This window comes from Nocardioides sp. NPDC087217, from assembly GCF_044744805.1.
GTDB lineage: Bacteria > Actinomycetota > Actinomycetes > Propionibacteriales > Nocardioidaceae > Nocardioides.
In genome coordinates, this window is sequence record NZ_JBIUZB010000004.1 from 485719 (window position 1) to 501232 (window position 15514).

The window sequence follows — 15514 nt, forward strand, 5'->3', positions numbered from 1 at the left end:
GTTATCGTCCGTGCCAGGAGGACACGATGACCATGACGCAGTCACCAGTGCCGATCACGGACGAGGACTACACGGCTCGGATGAGCCGTGCGGTGGCCGACGCGACTGATGTGGGGCTGGACGGGCTCCTCGTCACGCCCGGTCCTGACCTGATCTGGCTCACCGGCTATCAGCCCACGGCCATCACCGAGAGGTTGACGGTGCTCGTCCTCACTCCCGGTCAGCAGCCGACGCTGCTGGTGCCGACCCTGGAGCGGCCGGATGCCGAGAGTGCCGTGGGTGCACCGGGCCTCCAGATCGTCGACTGGGCGGACGGTGAGGATCCGTTCGCGCGCGCCAGCACCTTGATTCCCTCGCACGCGACGATGGGAATCGCCGACTCCGCCTGGGCGATGCACCTGCTCGGGCTGCAGAGCGCGTTGCCCGCATCCTCCTACCGGTCGCTGACGCAGGCCCTCCCCATGCTGCGGGCGGTCAAGGACGCCAACGAGCTCGCCCGGCTGGCAGCCGCCGGGGCCGCCGCGGACGCGGTCTACGAGCAGATCCTCGGAGTCCGGTTCGCCGGCCGGAAGGAGACGGAGGTGGCTGCCGACCTGGCCCGCCTGCTGCGGGAGTCCGGTCACGAGCAGGTCGATTTCACGGTGGTCGGCTCGGGTCCGAACGGCGCCAACCCTCACCACGAGGCCGGCGACCGCACCGTCGAGGTCGGCGATGCGGTCGTCCTCGACTTCGGTGGGCTGATGTACGGCTACGGCTCGGACACCAGCCGTACGGTGTGCGTGGGCGAACCTTCCGCTCTGATCCGCGAGGTCCACGAAGTTGTCCGCGCAGCGCAGCAGGCAGGCTTCGAAGCGGTCCGCCCAGGCGTCGCCTGCCAGGAGATCGACCGGGCCGCTCGACAGGTGATCACCGACGCCGGGTACGGCGAGCGGTTCATCCACCGCACCGGCCACGGCATCGGCACCACGACCCATGAACCGCCGTACATGATCGAGGGCGAAGAGCAGCCGCTGGTGCCGGGGATGTGCTTCTCGGTCGAGCCCGGCATCTACCTCCCCGGAGAGTTCGGGGTCCGCATCGAGGACATCGTCACGGTCACCGAGGAGGGCGGCAGACGTCTGAACAACACCGAGCGTGACCTGAAGGTCGTCGGCTGAGGCTCAGGATCTTCGTTGACGAGTGCGATCGCGGCGTAGCACCCCATCGTGTCGTTGGGACGTACGGCGCTACTCGGTCGGCAGGAGCACCGTGGACAGCATCACGCGCTGCTTCCCGGTCGTCTCGCCGACGTATGGGGCGATGAGATCGTTGAATCCTTGCTGGATCCGCACGAGGTCCTCCTCGTCGACGTAGAGCGCGCCCGTGCCGAACCCGAGGTGGCTGCGGGTCACCTCGCCGAGAGCGAGTGAACCCTCGAACGTACGAAGCAGCTCGCCGATGAAGGCGAGGAAGCCCGCTTGGATCTGCTCGTCGGAGAGCGTCGCCAGCTCGGCTTTCTCGACGTGAGCCATCCGCTCGCCCAGCGTGTAGGTGCGCTCGACCGTGCCGCGCACTCGCCGCTCCGACGCCACGGCGAGGAAGCCGGCCTCGACGAGCGTGGCGATGTGTCGATACAGCGTTGCCTGGGGGACATCTGTCAGCAGGTCCCGGAGCTGGGCGGTGGTCAGATCGCGACCCCCCACCGCCTGCAGGACCCGCAGTCGTACGGGGTGGGCAACGACCTCAGAGATATTGCCTTGCGGAGGCATCTGACTCCCATTATTCTCATTCTTAGAATGTTCCTGATCTGAGTATATTCTAGGAGATGAGATGACCATCCTCAATGTCCGGGACAGCGTGCTGACGCTGACCTTTCCGGGCTGGGAGCGGCTGATGGCCGGCCGCGCGGACTACTCCGTCGCGGTCGGCGCCGTCGAGTCGGTGGAGGTGCTGTCGGGATGGAGTTCTGAGGTTCTGGGCTGGCGCACGGGTCTGGTCATCTCGGGGTTCCGCAAGCTGGGCACCTTTCGGCATCCCGATGGCACCCGCAGGCTGGTCTCGATGACGCGTGGGCTGCCCCTGCTGCGGATCCGGTTGCGCGACAGGGAAGTCGGTGCCGGCTTCGACGAGCTGCTGGTCAGCACTCCGGAGGCCGCTGGGCTGGCCGCAGAGCTCGACACTCTGGCTCGGTCATGAGTGCCGCTGTGGCCCCGGGTGTCGCGGCGAAGGGGAGCGGGGTGCTGTCCGGCCCCACGCTGCGGGCCGAAGGTCTGGCCAAGTCCTTCGGGCCGGTGCCGGCGCTGACCAGGGTCGACCTGGTCGCCCGGCCGGGGCGGGTGACCGGCTTCATCGGGCAGAACGGCGCGGGCAAGAGCACGACCTTGCGCATCCTCACCGGACTCGCCCGTGCGGATCAGGGCACCTCGACGATCGATGGGGTGCCCTACGGCGCGTTGAGCTCTCCGTCCCGGGTTCTGGGCGTCGTCGGCGATCTGGCCGGGGCCCATCCGGGGATGACCGCTCGCGGGCACCTGCAGACTCAGGCCGCACTGATCGGTGTGCCCGGCGCTCGGATCGAGCAAGTGCTCGAGGAGACCGGCCTGAGCTCGGTGTCGCGCCGACGAGTCCGCGGCTTCTCGACCGGGATGCGCCAGCGGCTGGCGTTGGCGACGGCTCTGTTGGGCCGACCGTCCGGGCTGATCCTCGATGAGCCGACCAACGGCCTGGACCCCTCGGGCATCGTGTGGCTGCGCCGTCTGCTGCGAGCCTTCGCCGATGCCGGCGGGACGGTGCTGGTGTCCAGTCATGTGCTCACCGAACTGCAACAGGTCATCGACGATCTGGTGCTCGTCGAGGGCGGCCGCACGCGCTGGTCCGGTTCCCTGAGCGACTTCACCGGTGAACACGCCTCACTCGAGGAGGCCTACCTGAGCATGATCGAGGAGGAGATGGAATGCGACAGCTGAAGGACGCGATCCGAGGTGAGGTGGTCCGGCTGACCAGGACCCGGCTGCCCCTGTGGACGCTGGCGGCCGCGGTGGCGTGCGGTGGCCTGCTCACCAGTCTCGTCGCCCTGACCGGTCCGGAGAACACCACCCCGCCGATGCCTGGGCTGGACACGGTCGACGGCGTCTCCGGCGTCTTGGGCCTTCTCGGCGTCGCCCTCTTTGTACCTGCGCTGATCGGTACCGTGGCGATCACCGGCGAATACCGGCATCGCACCGTAGCCACCACCTTCCTCGCGGTCCCGAATCGAGGCCGGGTGCTGGTGGCCAAGCTGATCGCCTACGGGGGCCTCGGCCTGGCGTACGGGCTGGTCCTGGCGTTCTCCGCGGTCGCCGGGATCTATGCAGGGACCTTCGCGTACGGGATCGAGCCGGGGCTCGGGCTCGGTGTCATTCTCGGCACCGCAGCGAGGTACGGCGCCGCCGCAGCCATCTACATGCTGCTGGGTGTCGGCATCGGAGCTGTCGCGCGGCACCAGCTGCTCGCGATCGGGATCACCTTGGGGTACTTCTATCTCGTGGACAACCTGATGATGATTCTCCCGGGAGCCAACATCGTCTATCCGTTCCTTCCGGGTGGAGCCACGTCCGCGCTCACCGGGTCGACCGCGCTCTTGGAGATGATCGCGGCCGAGGCCGGTGTGAATGGCCCCGTCGTCCAGGCGCCGCTGGTAGGTGCGCTCGTGCTTCTCGGCTACGCCCTGGCCTCCTCGGCCCTGGCTGCGGCCGTGTCCCTGCGCCGCGACGTCGCCTGATCGCCGGAGGCGGACGCTCCGCCGCCCGGCGTTCAGGCGTGGGCGCCCTGGATCTCCTTGGCTGCGGCCTTGATGTCCTCTGCCTCGACCTTCGCGACGGTGGACTCGACGATGGTCTCCGCCCGCTCGAGGGCCTTGCGGATCTTGACCTCGCCGGGGTCCGAGACCAGGGCGAGCAGGCCGGAGTGTCCTGGCGTGATCGCATTCTCGAGCTTCTGCTCGAGCTCGTGGTTGTGGTGGCGCTGCCGCAGCTTTCCGACGAAGGCTCCGGCGCCGCCGGCCACGGCCGCGCTGCCGAGGATCGACGGCGGGAAGATCACGCCGAGCGCGACGCCGCCGACGACGCCCCACTTGAGTCCTGACTTCGTGCTGTGGTCGGTTGCCTTCTGGATCTCCAGCTTGCCCTCGGCCGATCGCCTGACCACGATGACGCCCTCGATCTCGACGGTGCGGCCGTTCTCGGCCGACTTGAGGGCCTCATACGCCTCCCACGCCATGTCGGTGTCGCTGAAGTCCGCGATGATGAGGGTGTAGGCGCCGTCCGACACGGAGGCCGCGCTCACCTCGACATCGGGCGTGTTGGTCTCGTCTGACATGACATCCGCTCCTTGGTGGTTGAGCTTCCACTCTCGAACGGTCATGGCTCGGCGGCATCACCCGTAGCGGGTGGCGTGGGCGCGCTGCTCGGAGGATCCGATGATCACTGGCTCTGACGCGACCGGCGCCAGAACCCCCACGCCCACGTGAGAAGCAGGGCTCCAAGGAACGACCCGACCAACCCGGTCGGGTGGAGATCCAGGCCGTTGCCGGTCGCGAGGCTGAGCCCCAGGCCACCGACGAAGGAGCCCAGCAGGCCCGTCACCGCCGCCGTGGTCCAATCGATCTCCTTCATCGACCGACCGAGAACGAGCTGTGCCAGGCCGCCTGCCACGATGCCGAACAGGATGATCGCGATGATGAGCATATTGGCAACCTACCGCATCCAAACGCTCTCTATCCGGCGTTGAAGACACTGCTCGACGGGTCAGGCAGGGCGGGTCAGGCGGTGCGGGTCTGGAGCCACATGCGGTAGCGGCGCAGGGCGCGGCGTTGGAGGAAGGTCTCCTTGGCAAGGGCGAGCTTGGGGTCCATGCCGGGGCGGGTGCGGCGGCCGGCGCCGAGACGGCGCAGCTGCTGGCGTACGCGGGCCATGCTCGCGGCCGAGGCGACGGCCTTGTCCTCGATCCGGACCGGCGCCAGGTCGACGCGTGCCTCGGCGTCGTGGCGCCACGTGTTCGGCAGGTCGGGGTCGACCGCCAGGGCGCTGCCCATGCCGACCAGGTCGACGCCGCCGGCGAGGACCTCCTCGGCGACGGGACGCCGGACGATGCCACCGGTGAGCATCAGAGGCAGCGGGCTGGTCCGGGCCAGTTCCTCGGCGAGGGTCAGGAAGTACGCTTCGCGGGCCTGGGTGCGCTCGTCCTTGGTCTGCCCGGTCATGGCCGGGGCCTCGTAGCTGCCGCCGGAGAGCTCCACGATGTCGACGCCGAGCGGCGCCAGCATCTCGATGACCGCCTTGGCGTCCTCGGCGTCGAATCCGCCGCGCTGGAAGTCGGCGGAGTTGAGCTTGACCGCGACGGCGAAGCCTGGGGAGACCACGGCGCGTACGGCCCGAACGATGTCGAGCAGGAGGCGGGCCCGGTTGGCCAGGTCGACGCCCCACCGGTCGGTGCGCTGGTTGGCCAGGGGTGAGAGGAACTGGGAGAGCAGGTAGCCGTGGGCGGCATGGATCTCGACGCCGTCGAACCCGGCCTCCTCGGCCCGGTGGGCGGTCTCGGCGAACCGCGCAACGGTCTCCTCGATCTGCGTCGTGGTCATCTCGACGGGCTGGGCGAACCGCTTGGTGTTCTTGCCGAGGTCTACGCGTACGGCCGAGGGACCCCAGGCGACGCCGGGCATGTTCGCGCCCACCTGGCGCCCGGGGTGGTTGATCTGCATCCACACCTGCGAACCCCCGCTCTTCGCGGCAGTCGCCCACTCCCGGAACGGGGCCAGCGGCGACTCCGCGTCGAGAACGACACCCCCGGGTCCGGTGAGCGCCTCCGCGTGGACCATCACGTTGCCGGTGATGATCAGACCGACCCCGCCCCGGCTCCAGCGGCGGTAGAGCCGGACGAGAGAGGCGTCCGGGAGTTGACCGGCCGCGGCCATGTTCTCCTCCATGGCGGCCTTGGCCAGCCGGTTCGGGAGCACGGAGCCGTTGGGAAGGGCGAACTGCTCGAATACGGATGACATGAACTGCTCCTGAGTGCGGTATGTTTACGGTGCTCACATGAGCGTAGAAAGGAATGTAAGCAGTGTCAACTTCTGAGAAGAGTGGCTACCATCACGGCGATCTCCGGGCCTCGCTCCTGACGGCTGCGATGCGGATGCTCGAGGACGGCGAGCCGTTCTCGCTGCGCGCGCTCGCGCGCGAGGCGGGGGTCTCGCCGACGGCGCCCTATCGCCACTTCAAGGACCGTGACGCCCTGGAGTCCGCGCTGGCGGCCCAGGGGCTGCGCGACCTGAAGGTCGATCTGACTCAGGGCCGTGAGCTCCCGGCCTCTGCTGCTGATCTGGGCGAGCTCGCCGTCGCGTACGTCGAGTTCGCTCTGCGTCGTCCGGCGCTGTTCCGGGTGATGTTCGGCAACGCGTGCGATACGGGGAGTGCGGAGCGGGTCGAGGCTGCTGCCGAGATCCACGACCTGCTTGCAGTGGCCATGACGCGGGTCTTCCCGGATGTCGATGCCGATGCGCTCGCTTCGGCCGGCTGGGCGCTGGCGCACGGGATGGCCTACCTCTACATGGACGGCAAGCTCCAGGCGGAGTCGACCGAGGAGATCGGGGAGCGGGTGCGGGCTGCGTTTGCCGCGATCCTCGCCGCGCGCGCCGACTAGCGGGGAGTGGCGGCCGCCACTCCGGCCAGTGTTGACGGTGCTTACATTGCTGCGTAGGCTCTTCATGTAAGCATTGCTAACATTGAGGAGATCCTGATGGCTGCCACCGAACAACAGCCCGAACAACAGCCCGGACAGCAGACCGGACAGCAGACCGGACAGCAGACCGTGACCGCGCAGCTGGGCGAGCGCACGGTCGAGGTGCCCCGCGGTGGGCTCTACGACCGCTACCGGATGAACCCCGATCTCGACGAGATCGCCCGCGACCCACGGGTCAGCGGCGTCGACTTCTTCCGTCGCCTCTCCAAGACCCAGGTCGACTCTCCGATCGGCCCTACGTACACGCCGAACTTCTACTACCGGATGTCCTCGGCCCGGCTGACCATGCTGGCCCGCTCCTCGGCGATCCGAGCCCGCCTGCCCGAGGAGCTCGAGCCGCTGGAGCTCGTCCCGGGCATCGGCCTCGCCTCGGTCGTCTTCTTCCGCTACGACGTCGCCGACATCGACTTCTACACCGAGGCCGCGGTGGGTGTCGCGGTCCGGCCCGCGCGGCACGGGCGGCTCGGATTCCTCGACCTCGTGACCAACCTGAAGAACGACCACCTGCACTCGTACGTCTTCTCCCTGCCGGTCAACACCGACATCGCGCAGGTGCGTGGTCACGACGGCTACGGCTTCCCGAAGTGGGTAACCGAGCTCGACGTGGACATCGACACCTCGACCAGCACCGCCCGGGTCGCCAACGCGACCGGTGGGGTCGATGTCGCCTTCTCCGCGCCCACGCCGGCGCAGACCACCTTCCGCTCGGGTGAGCGGGTCTCGTCGCTGACGTCCTACACCGAGCTCGGCGGCCGCTGGCAGTCGACGCTCAACCAGACCAACATCCTCGCCGCCGGCAGCGCGACCCTGCCGCGCGGTGTCGAGCTCCAGCTCGGCGAGGGCCGCATGTCCGACGACATCCGGGCCCTCGAGCCGATGCGTACGCTCCGCCTCGACGTCGCCACCGAGGCCCAGGCCGCCCTCCACATGCCCGTGCCGATCTCGGTCCGGGCCACCGCCTAGCGCTCACCACACGGAGATCCGACATGTCCATCGATCACGCTGCCGCCCCGGTCCGCGGGGCCGGCCTTCCCGCCACCATCACGCCCGCGCTGCTGAACCGGCTCGCGAGCCAGGTCACCGCGGCTCCGGGAGCCGCCACGGTCACCACCACCGCTCCCTACACGGGCGAGCCCTTCGCCGAGCTTCCGTCTTCTACCACCCAGGATGTGGAGGCGGCCTTCGAGCGGGCCCGCGCCGCGCAGGTCGGCTGGGCCGCCACCCCGATCAGCGAGCGCAAGCGGATCTTCCTCCGCTTCCATGACCTCGTCCTGGAGCGGCAGGAGCAGGGCCTGGACCTGATGCAGGCCGAGAACGGCAAGACCCGCCGCGATGCGTTCCTGGAGATCATGGACATCGCGATCACGGCCCGCTACTACGCGCGCAGCGTGGAGAGGCTCCTCGACCCGAAGCGCCGCAAGGGTGCGCTTCCGCTGCTCACCCACACCACCGAGCTGCACCACCCGAAGGGCGTGGTCACGGTCATCTCGCCGTGGAACTACCCGCTCTCGATGGCGGCCGGCGATGCGATCCCCGCCCTGCTGGCCGGCAACGCCGTGGTCCAGAAGCCCGACACCCAGACCGCCGTCACCGCACTGTGGGCCCTGGACCTGCTGAAGGAGGCCGGCCTGCCGGCCGATGTGTGGCAGATGGTCATCGGGCGCGGCAGTGTCCTGGGTGACCCGCTCCTGGCCAACGGCGACTACGTGATGTTCACCGGCTCCACCGCCAGCGGCCGCCACATCGCCCAGAAGGCGGGCGAGCGCCTCATCGGTGCCTCCCTCGAACTCGGTGGCAAGAACCCGATGATCGTCCTGGCCGACGCCGACATCGACCGGACCGTCGAGGGCGCCATCGCCGCGAGCTTCCCCTCTGCCGGCCAGCTGTGCGTCTCGATCGAGCGGATGTACGTCCCCGACGAGATCTACGACGAGTTCGTCTCCCGGTTCGTGGCCAGGACGAAGGAGCTGCGGATCGGTGCGGCATACGACTTCAGCATCGATGTCGGCAGCCTGACGACCACCTCGCAGCTCGAGACGGTCTCCACCCATGTCGAGGACGCCGTCGCGAAGGGCGCGACGCTGCTCGCCGGCGGGACGCCGCGCCCCGACCTCGGGCCGCTGTTCTACGAGCCGACGATCCTCGCCGACGTCACCCCGGAGATGACCCTGTTCGAGCACGAGACCTTCGGCCCAGTCGTCTCGATCTACCGCTACACCGAGATCGACGACGCGGTCAGGATGGCCAACTCCACGGCGTACGGCCTCAACGCCAGCGTCTGGACTCGCGACGGCGCACGTGGGCGGGCCGTCGCGGCTCGTATCCACGCCGGCACGGTCAACGTCAACGAGGCCTTCGCCGCAGCCTGGGGCAGCATCGACGCCCCGATGGGCGGGATGGGCGACTCCGGCCTCGGCCGCAGGCACGGCGCCGACGGACTGCTGAAGTACACCGAGGCCCAGACCGTCGCCCACCAGCGACTCCAGGGATTCACCCCGCCGAGAGCGATCAACCACGATCAGTGGTCCCGGATCCTTACGCTCGCACTGAAGACCCTACGAAGGACCGGCGTCCGGTGAGCCGGGCCCGCACGAAGGAGACCAGGGCATGACCAAGCGCATCCTGAACGTCGTCACCAACGTCGGTCACTACGACGACCCGTCCCATCCGACCGGCCTGTGGCTCTCCGAGCTCACCCACGCCTGGGAGGTCTTCGAGGAGCACGGCTTCGAGCAGACCCTCGTCAGCCCGGCCGGGGGAGCGGTGCCGTTGGAGCCGCGGGCGCTGAAGTTCCCCAGCTACGACAAGACTGCCAAGGCCTGGCGCGCTTCGTCGGAGCGGATGGGCCTGCTGGAGAACACCCTGGCCCCCGAGGATGTCGACTCCGCCGACTACGACGCCATCTACTTCACCGGCGGCCATGCGGTCATGTACGACTTCCCAGACAGCGAGGGACTCCAACGCATCACCCGAGAGATCTTCGAGCGCGGCGGCATCGTCTCCTCCGTCTGCCACGGCTACTGCGGCCTGCTCAACACCCGTCTCTCCGACGGGTCCTACCTCATCGCCGGCCGCAAGATGACCGGCTTCGCCTGGCAGGAGGAGGTTCTCGCCCGGGTCGACAAGCTCGTGCCCTACAACGCCGAGGAGGAGGCCAAGAAGCGCGGCGCGCTCTACGAAAAGGCCAAGCTCCCGTTCGTCTCGTACGCGGTCGTCGACGGAAATCTCGTCACCGGCCAGAACCCGGGGTCGGCCAAGGAGACGGCCCAGAAGGTCGCCGAGCTGCTCTGACTCGCAGCGTCAGTGCGCGGGGCAGGGGCGCTGCCGTCTACAGTTGTCCCGTGCGTTTCGGCGTACGTTCCCCGGTTGGTCTGCCGGCAGGGCCCGCCTGACTTTGAATCAGGACTAGCGACGTAGGTTCGACTCCTACCCGGGGAGCAGGTAGTCATTCCTGATGCTCCTCGCCCGACAGGTGTCCGGGCGCGTCAGCTGACTTCGTCCGCGGGCTCGATCTCGCAGGGGCGCCAGGTCTTGTCGAACCACGCCTCCAGAGGTCCGTAGAGCCGCAGCATGGCGAACCACGACTTGCCCGGCACGGTCTGGATCCAGTTCGCCTTGCGGCCGTCGGGCGCCGTCGGTCCGAACCACAGATCGACGCTGCCGTCGTCGTTCGTCGCGACGGTGTTCGACAGGCTCATCAGGGCCGGGTACGGGTTGTCGGTCTCCAGCAGCGAGCGGGTCTGGGTGTCGTAGAGGTCGACGGACCAGAAGTTCTTCGCCGGGATGCCCGCTGGCAGGGTGAGTCGGTAGGTCCGGCCGCCGTCGAGCCAGGCGCCCGTCGAGTCCATCGCGGTGTAGGCGTACGCCGATCCCGCGCCCACCTGGGCGTGCGCCATCGCCGGCGTGATCACGGTCGCGAAGTAGTGGAACTGGGCGCGGGCGTCCAGCAGCCGGGCGTGGTTGCGCTCGAACTCGTAGCTGCCGCCGACGAACGCGGCCAGCCAGTTGCTGTCGGGGTAGTAGTACGCGTCGGGGTCGCGTGGCTTGTAGACCAGTGCTCGGGCGATCGCGGCCGCGAGCGGCGCGGCCTGGGTGAGGATCCCGCGCATCCGCTCGTCGGGCTCGAACGGTTGACCGTGCACGATCCCGATCGAGGCGCACTGACCCGCGCGCTCCGGATCCAGCGCGTCGGCCGGCTCCTCCTGCACGAGCGTGTCGATCTCCTCGAAGAACGAGAAGTCGTTCGCGTGGATGGTGTTCTGGGTCAGATCGGCCATGTTCAGGTAGCTCATCGCCGGCGGGTCGTCGGCCTGCGCGAGCGGATAGACCCGAACCTTCTTGATGTCGGGAACGCCGCCGAGAGCGCGGACGACCAGCCAGTTCGAGTACGTCGGCGTGCGGAAGACGTAGTAGGCGTCCGGCTCCTCGCCGTCGTATCCCGGGGGGAGGAAGAGGTACTTGCCGCCCGCACCCTTGTCGGGCCCGGCGATGCCGAGGTCGGCGACGTAGCGAAACCAGAAGTCGTCGAGCACGCACAGGGAGTTCGGCGGGTTCTCGACGACCAGCGGGCCGTCGCGCAGGTCGAGGAACATCGAGCCGTACGTCGTCTCGGTGTTCGGCGTCAGGAAGAACGAGCCCGAGTTCGCGCGAGGGTCGGTGAAGCCGAGCATGGTGTTGCCGTCGAGGCCGACGCTGCGGAACCCGCTGCGCATCGCCACGAGGGAGGCGCCTGGGACGGTGTTGAGGTAGACCTCGATCGCCCGGGTGAGATCGAGCAGGTCGTAGATCGTGTCGACAGACCCCGGAAGCGGCACCCCGTCGAAGAATTCGATGTCGCCCAGCGGTGAGGGCACCACGTCGGGCACCGCGATGTTCCGCCGCGCGATCTCCAGCATGCTCTCGTCGCCCACTGTTCCACCTCTCACCTCGGTCTGTCCGGTCCCGCGACGAGCCTGCGTGGCGCCCGAGTCGACCGCCTCACCCGTTCCGGACCATGTGATTCCGAAGCATCTCTGAGGGACGCCGACGGCGAGGGTGAGTGCGACTCACGCGGGGTGGCGGCGGAGAAAGAAGCGGAGGATGTCGTTGAACGCCTCAGGAGCCTCGAGGTTGCTGACGTGACCGCAGCCGGGGATGACGGCGAGGTCTGCCGCCGGGATGAGGCGCTGGAAGTCGTGGGCGACGGACAGGGGCGAGCGGGCGTCCAGGGCGCCCCAGATGAGCTGGGTGGGCACCTGGATCGTCCCGAGCATGTCGGTCAGATCGGCGCGGGCCATGGCGGTCAGGGCGGTCAGCATGCTGTGGCGGCGTACGTCGGCTGCCATCGCCTCCAGCAGGGGCACGAACTCCGCCGGCGGCGGGCCGGCGAAGAGGCCGGGGAGGGTCGGGTCGAAGCTGTCTGCCGGCTGGTCGAGCAGGCCCGCGAGGCGGACGTCGGCCTCGGCCGGTCCGAGCGAACCACGCCACCCGGCGTAGCCGTCCGCCAGGACAAGACTGCGGACGACATCGGGATGGCGTCGGTACAGCTCGAGGATGACGGTCACTCCCCAGGAGAGCCCCACGAGCGTGCACGGAGCGACGTCGAGAGCGCGGAGAAGCCCGGCCAGGGAGTCGGCGTAGTCGCTGAGCGCGAAACCCTCGGGCACGTCGCCGGAGCCACCGGCGCCCGGTTCGTCCCATGCGATGACGGTGAACTCGTCCGAGAGCGCGTCGAGCTGTGGGCTCCAGGCGCGGCCGTCCTCGGCGCCGCCGTGGACGAACACGACCGCAGGACCGCTCCCGGCCCGTCGGAAGGCGATGCGCAACCCGTCGACCTCGACGACATCCATGAACCGACCGTAGCGCGCGGCGATGTCGCCGGCGGCACTCGAAACCCGGGTACAGGTAGGGGATCCCCCGATGTCCTCGCGGCTCAGAGATTCGTAGCGTCGGGACCATGGCGACTCTCGCGAGCCAGAAGGGGCCGGTGGCGCCCGCGGCGCGGGCCGCAAGCCCTGCCGTCATCGCTGTCGCGGTGCTGATGGCATTGGGCTGTCTGGCGTTCGCTGCGGCGAACGTGACCTTCGAGCTCACCGATCGCTTCGCCGAGGGCCGCTACGCCGAGTACGCCACTGGCCTCTCGGTCATGAACTGGACCGTCACGGGCCTGAAGGTGCTGGGCGCCGCGGTGGCGCTGTTGTCGGTGGCTGCGCGCCCGGCCCGGTTCGTGACGCCATGGGCCCTGTCGGTGCTTCTCTGGGGTGCGTTCGCGACACTCGCGCTCGACGCGGTCGGCAGCACGGCGGAGGCCGGCGCGATCCTCGTCGGAGCGAGCGGCGACCCGGCCGACCTCGGCTCGCGTTCCGTGGCGTACCTCCTCGGATCGGTCGTCTCGGCCGCCGGATTCGGGGTGCTCGCCGTGTCCTACCTGCGGCGGTACGCCGTCTCGAGGGTCACCATTCTCCTGGGTGTGCTCGGCGGCCCGGTCCTTCTCGGGCTGCTGTTCCTGGGCCTTCCCGGACTGCTCGTCGTCCTCGGGGTCATGCCGCCCAGCTGACCCCGGGGTTCGTCATTGATGGCCACGCGCCGTTCATCTTCGTGTAAGGTCACCGGGCTTCCTGCATACGCCCGCGTGTCGCGTTGCTGATTGCGGGGACGCGCAGGGTGGTATGGATACTGGCCTGTATCAAGGTCGTGGGGGAGCAGGGTGTAAAGTCGCCCAAACTAATCGACAAACACTTGGAGGAAGCGTGGGCATGGGACCGGTCATCGGTTACGTACCTGGCGTGTTCGATCTCTTCCACATCGGTCACCTCAACATGCTGCGCCAGGCGCGAGAGCGCTGCGACACGTTGATCGCGGGTGTGGTCTCCGACGAGGTCTGCGAGACGACCAAGGGGATCATCCCGACCGTCCCGCTCGTCGAGAGGCTGGAGATCGTCGAGGCGATCGGGATCGTGGACGCGGTCTACGCCGAGCGCACCACCGACAAGGTCGACTCCTGGCGCGAGGTCGGGTTCACCCACCTCTTCAAGGGCGATGACTGGAAGGGCACCGAGAAGGGCGACGCGCTCGAGAAGAAGATGGCGTCGGTCGGTGTCGAGGTCGTCTACTTCCCCTACACGCTCCAGACCAGCAGCACCGCTCTGCGGAAGGCCATCGCGCGAGAGGATGCCCAGGTCTCGTGACCGGCAGTGCCCCCACTCCTGGCGGACAGTTCGAGATCTCCGACGAAGGGGTCCTCGTCCGGGACTCCTCGACGCCGGTCCTGATTCTCTCCGTCGACGGCCAGTACGTCTGGTCCCTTACGCCTGAGCGCGACGGCCACCCGGTCGACGGGGGCACCATGGTGCCGTGGCCCACCGTGCTCACCCGGTTCCTGGACGGCACCGCGACGATCACCATCGCCGACTACGAGGGCGAGGTGCTCTTCGAGGACAAGGTCGTCCTCGGCTCCGGTGAGGGCAGCATCTCGATCGTCGACGGCGGCGGCAACCCGCTCAGCGTCGACAAGGTCGGCCACCTCACCCGCTCCTTCGAGGCCACCGACGAGAAGATCCGCGAGGAGATCCTCGACGGCACCCAGCGCGTCCTCGCCGACCTCCGCGACGTGGTCGGCGTCGAGGCCTACCTCAACTACGGCGCGCTCCTCGGCGCGATCCGCGAGGGCCGGATGCTCGGCCACGACTCCGACACCGACGTCTGCTACCTCTCCAAGCACACCGTCCCCGCCGAGATCATCTCCGAGTCGTACGCCATCGAGCGCACCATGCGCGAACGCGGCTGGAGCGTCCTGCGGATGTCCGGCGGCGACATCAAGGTGCTGCACCAGGTCTCGGACGGCCGCAAGGTGCACATCGACATCTTCGTGGCGTTCTACGTGCCCGACAAGGACGGCGAGCCGGTCTTCTACCAGCTCGGCAACCGCTCCGGACGCCTGCGCCGCGAGGCGATCGTGCCGGTCTCGACGATCAACCTGCACGGCTACGACTTCCCGGCTCCCGCCGAGCCCGAGGAGATGCTGGCCTTCATCTACGGCCCGAAGTGGCGCACCCCGGACCCGTCGTTCAAGTACGCCGACCCGCCGGCCGGCGTACGCCGTCTGGACGGCTGGCTGCGTGGCTTCCGCACCGACATGGGGCACTGGACCGAGTTCCACAACACCCACGGGAGCGAGCTCGAGAGCAAGCAGTCGGCCTTCGGCGCGTGGGTCCAGAGGCAGCTGCCCGAGGACGCGAAGGTGGTCGACATCGGCGCCGGCGCGATCGGGCGTGACGCTCGCTTCTTCGCCCGCAAGGGACACCAGGTGCACTCGGTGGACTTCTCCCGCGCCGCGGTGGCCGCCGTACGCCGCCGGGCCGAGCGCCACAAGCTTCCCCTGGTCTCCGAGCAGCTCATCCTCGGCGAGCTCCGTTCGACGCTGGCGCTGGGTGCGCGACTGGCCCGCGACCCGCACCATCTCTATGCCCGAGACCTGATCGGCTGCCTCGACGGCGCGGCCCGGAGCCAGCTCTGGACCCTGGCGAAGATGGCGCTGAGGCCCAGCGGCGGCAAGCTCTACCTCGAGTTCGCGGTCATCGGTGAGAACCTTCCCGAGCCGCAGCCCGAAGGCCTCGTACGCCGCGTCGACCCCGCCCTCGTCCAGGCCGAGATCGAGGCAGCCGGCGGCGTGGTCGAGCACCTCGGGATCAACGAAGGCCAGGACATGCTCGGCAACCCGTTGCCGGGCGTCGCGCGGCTCCGCGCCTCGTGGCCGTCCCTCAACCGTGCAGAAGGAAACTGA

At 68.8% G+C, this 15514-nt stretch carries 17 protein-coding genes and 1 tRNA gene; 12 read left to right on the forward strand and 6 right to left on the reverse strand.

From position 1 onward, the window contains the following. Nucleotides 1-26: 26 nt before the first annotated feature. Nucleotides 27-1157 (forward strand): aminopeptidase P family protein, encoded by a 1131-nt coding sequence (locus tag ACIO3S_RS20520; protein WP_400467490.1) that lies wholly within the window; start codon nucleotides 27-29, stop codon nucleotides 1155-1157. Nucleotides 1158-1226: 69 nt separating this feature from the next. On the opposite strand, the gene ACIO3S_RS20525 is transcribed toward ACIO3S_RS20520, so the two are convergent. Further along, complete coding sequence (locus tag ACIO3S_RS20525) at nucleotides 1227-1748, reverse strand: helix-turn-helix domain-containing protein (protein ID WP_400467492.1); 522 nt, start codon at nucleotides 1746-1748, stop codon at nucleotides 1227-1229. A 61-nt stretch (nucleotides 1749-1809) separates the two neighbouring features. Between ACIO3S_RS20525 and ACIO3S_RS20530 the strand changes: the two genes are divergently transcribed. From ACIO3S_RS20530 to ACIO3S_RS20540, 3 genes are read left to right on the forward strand one after another with little or no spacing between them, the layout of a single operon-like run. Further along, nucleotides 1810-2175 (forward strand): hypothetical protein, encoded by a 366-nt coding sequence (locus ACIO3S_RS20530; protein WP_400467494.1) that lies wholly within the window; start codon nucleotides 1810-1812, stop codon nucleotides 2173-2175. Beyond that, nucleotides 2172-2945: an ABC transporter ATP-binding protein gene (locus tag ACIO3S_RS20535; protein WP_400467496.1), complete on the forward strand. Its 774-nt coding sequence runs from the start codon at nucleotides 2172-2174 to the stop codon at nucleotides 2943-2945. The genes ACIO3S_RS20530 and ACIO3S_RS20535 overlap by 4 nt, the downstream gene beginning before the upstream one ends. After that, the gene (locus ACIO3S_RS20540; protein ID WP_400467498.1) at nucleotides 2933-3739 is read left to right on the forward strand and encodes an ABC transporter permease; all 807 of its coding nucleotides are present in this window, start codon (nucleotides 2933-2935) and stop codon (nucleotides 3737-3739) included. The genes ACIO3S_RS20535 and ACIO3S_RS20540 overlap by 13 nt, the downstream gene beginning before the upstream one ends. 32 nt (nucleotides 3740-3771) lie before the next feature. On the opposite strand, the gene ACIO3S_RS20545 is transcribed toward ACIO3S_RS20540, so the two are convergent. The 3 genes from ACIO3S_RS20545 to ACIO3S_RS20555 all read right to left on the reverse strand — a co-directional run bounded on the left by ACIO3S_RS20545 (nucleotide 3772) and on the right by ACIO3S_RS20555 (nucleotide 6013). Then, nucleotides 3772-4335 (reverse strand): DUF1269 domain-containing protein, encoded by a 564-nt coding sequence (locus tag ACIO3S_RS20545; RefSeq protein ID WP_400467500.1) that lies wholly within the window; start codon nucleotides 4333-4335, stop codon nucleotides 3772-3774. Between the two features lie 104 nt (nucleotides 4336-4439). Continuing rightward, complete coding sequence (locus tag ACIO3S_RS20550; protein WP_400467502.1) at nucleotides 4440-4703, reverse strand: GlsB/YeaQ/YmgE family stress response membrane protein; 264 nt, start codon at nucleotides 4701-4703, stop codon at nucleotides 4440-4442. A 74-nt stretch (nucleotides 4704-4777) separates the two neighbouring features. Then, nucleotides 4778-6013, reverse strand: a complete 1236-nt coding sequence (locus ACIO3S_RS20555; protein ID WP_400467504.1) for an NADH:flavin oxidoreductase/NADH oxidase family protein — start codon at nucleotides 6011-6013, stop codon at nucleotides 4778-4780. Between the two features lie 62 nt (nucleotides 6014-6075). Here ACIO3S_RS20555 and ACIO3S_RS20560 point away from each other — a divergent pair, with 62 nt between their 5' ends. The 5 genes from ACIO3S_RS20560 (at nucleotide 6076) to ACIO3S_RS20580 (ending at nucleotide 10191) form a co-directional block, all read left to right on the forward strand. Next, on the forward strand, nucleotides 6076-6654 hold the full coding sequence (locus ACIO3S_RS20560; RefSeq protein WP_400467506.1) for a TetR/AcrR family transcriptional regulator: 579 nt from the start codon (nucleotides 6076-6078) through the stop codon (nucleotides 6652-6654). Between the two features lie 96 nt (nucleotides 6655-6750). Further along, nucleotides 6751-7716: an acetoacetate decarboxylase family protein gene (locus tag ACIO3S_RS20565; protein WP_400467508.1), complete on the forward strand. Its 966-nt coding sequence runs from the start codon at nucleotides 6751-6753 to the stop codon at nucleotides 7714-7716. Between the two features lie 23 nt (nucleotides 7717-7739). Further along, on the forward strand, nucleotides 7740-9332 hold the full coding sequence (locus ACIO3S_RS20570; protein WP_400467510.1) for a succinic semialdehyde dehydrogenase: 1593 nt from the start codon (nucleotides 7740-7742) through the stop codon (nucleotides 9330-9332). A gap of 28 nt (nucleotides 9333-9360) precedes the next feature. Beyond that, complete coding sequence (locus ACIO3S_RS20575) at nucleotides 9361-10044, forward strand: type 1 glutamine amidotransferase domain-containing protein (RefSeq protein WP_400467512.1); 684 nt, start codon at nucleotides 9361-9363, stop codon at nucleotides 10042-10044. 68 nt (nucleotides 10045-10112) lie between these two features. Beyond that, nucleotides 10113-10191 (forward strand) — tRNA-Gln (locus tag ACIO3S_RS20580). A 47-nt stretch (nucleotides 10192-10238) separates the two neighbouring features. Here the strand turns inward: ACIO3S_RS20580 and ACIO3S_RS20585 are convergent. Next, nucleotides 10239-11663, reverse strand: a complete 1425-nt coding sequence (locus ACIO3S_RS20585) for a DUF1254 domain-containing protein (protein ID WP_400467514.1) — start codon at nucleotides 11661-11663, stop codon at nucleotides 10239-10241. 135 nt (nucleotides 11664-11798) lie between these two features. Beyond that, a complete protein-coding gene (locus tag ACIO3S_RS20590; RefSeq protein WP_400467516.1) occupies nucleotides 11799-12581 on the reverse strand; it encodes an alpha/beta fold hydrolase in 783 nt (260 codons plus the stop codon). A 107-nt stretch (nucleotides 12582-12688) separates the two neighbouring features. Here ACIO3S_RS20590 and ACIO3S_RS20595 point away from each other — a divergent pair, with 107 nt between their 5' ends. From ACIO3S_RS20595 to ACIO3S_RS20605, 3 genes are all read left to right on the forward strand, one after another. Beyond that, entirely contained in the window at nucleotides 12689-13288 is a 600-nt protein-coding gene (locus ACIO3S_RS20595; RefSeq protein WP_400467518.1) for a hypothetical protein, read from the forward strand. Nucleotides 13289-13487: 199 nt separating this feature from the next. Next, nucleotides 13488-13919, forward strand: a complete 432-nt coding sequence (locus ACIO3S_RS20600) for an adenylyltransferase/cytidyltransferase family protein (protein WP_141806140.1) — start codon at nucleotides 13488-13490, stop codon at nucleotides 13917-13919. Then, a complete protein-coding gene (locus ACIO3S_RS20605; RefSeq protein ID WP_400467520.1) occupies nucleotides 13916-15514 on the forward strand; it encodes a class I SAM-dependent methyltransferase in 1599 nt (532 codons plus the stop codon). Before ACIO3S_RS20600 ends, ACIO3S_RS20605 begins: the two co-directional genes overlap by 4 nt.